Raw genomic sequence first — 1543 nt, forward strand, 5'->3', positions numbered from 1 at the left:
AGGAAACTCGTCGAGCTTCAGCTCTCCTAGCCGTAACCCCGCTGCTGTGGCATCTGGGCCGCTGTGGCCCGAATGAATTTTGCAAGCTTTTCGGCGCTTTCCGCGCCCTGCACAGCGACCTTGCGCATGGCGATATAGGTTGGCACGCCGCCGATCCCCATCTGGCGGAACAGCTCTTCTTCCTCGCGGGTCTCGGCGACATCGGCGTCTGAGGCCAGCAGTTTTTCAACAATGTCGCGCTCAAGGCCGATATTTTCTGCAATATCAGCGAGAACATCGTGATCGCCGATGTCACGCGCATGTTCGAAATAGGCCGAGAAGAGCGCTTCCTTGGCTTCCGCGCCTTTGCCCTGGCCTTGCGCCCAGCGCACGAGCCGGTGGGCGTCGAAGCTGTTGGGGCGGTGCTTCAAATCGTTGAAGTGATAGGGAATGCCTTCGGCCTCGCCATATTCGATCAGGGCCTGGCGCATGGCGGACCAGCGGCCTTCTTCGGTCTCTGGGCCAAATTTCTTGGCCATGTAATCGCGATAATTGACCCCGCCTTCTGGAATGGTCGGGTCGAGCTCGAAGGGCTTGAAAAGCAGTTCGACGTCGATCTCCGGTACGAGATCGATCGCGCTCTGAATGCGCCTCAAGCCGAGCCAGCACCAGGGGCACACAGGATCGGACACCATCTCGATTGTAAGTTTTGTCATCGGGCCTGTCCTTCCTGCATGAATTCAGCGCCAGCCGCTGGGCTGGGTCTGTCTTTCAAGCATATAGGCACTCATCGCTTTGAATGAAGCTGAGCTTTCGTCTCATGGCGCCGCACCATCATAGAATCGCGGCGATGGTAAATCCGAGCAGCAGAATCAGCGCGGCCCAGGCATTGGACCTGAACACGCGCAGCGCCTGCGACTTGTCATGTCCGACCGTGTAGGCCTGCCAGGTAGTGTGAGCGAGAAACGCGATGACCGTCAGCGCACCAATCCGCGTGGCGCCTGCGGCTGCAGAGGCCGCTGCGAACAGGGCAGCCGCGCCGAGATAGAAACAGAAGGCGCCCGTCACGACCTTCTCGCCCATCAGGCGGGCCGTGGATTTAACTCCGATCAGCGCATCGTCTTCTTCATCCTGGATCGCGTAGATCGTGTCGTAGGCGACCGTCCAGCAGGCAAATCCGAAATAGAGAAGGATCGTCCCAAACGAGACATGCGTTGCTGTGGCCGCTGCCACCAGGACACCCCAGTTGATCGTGAAGCCGAGCCAGGCCTGCGGCCACCAGGTCACCCGCTTCATGAACGGATAGGCGGCAATCAGCGGGACGGCGAGCAGTGCGACGATCTTTGCATCGAGAGGCAGACAGAGCCAGGCCAGAAAGGCGATCAGCAGCTGCACACCGAGAAAGATGTAGGCATTGGTGACGCTGACATCGCCCGAGGGCAGGGGCCTGTTGGCAGTCCGCTCGACGCCAGCGTCATACTCGCGGTCGGTGATGTCATTCCAGGTGCAGGCGGCGCCACGCATGGTCACCGCGCCGATGACGAAAAGCACATCCCACCAGAGG

Annotated in this window: 2 protein-coding genes; both read right to left on the reverse strand. The window is 60.1% G+C overall.

Annotated elements, in window-relative coordinates; all coding sequences use genetic code 11:
• Nucleotides 1–26: 26 nt before the first annotated feature.
• Nucleotides 27–695, reverse strand: coding sequence for a DsbA family oxidoreductase (locus WA989_RS10260; RefSeq protein ID WP_424340401.1), 669 nt, complete (start codon nt 693–695; stop codon nt 27–29).
• A 118-nt stretch (nt 696–813) separates the two neighbouring features.
• The coding region (locus WA989_RS10265) for a 4-hydroxybenzoate octaprenyltransferase (RefSeq protein ID WP_424340402.1) at nt 814–1543 on the reverse strand (730 nt) is incomplete at its 5' end.

The sequence above is a fragment of the Henriciella sp. genome, assembly GCF_049649345.1.
GTDB lineage: Bacteria > Pseudomonadota > Alphaproteobacteria > Caulobacterales > Hyphomonadaceae > Henriciella.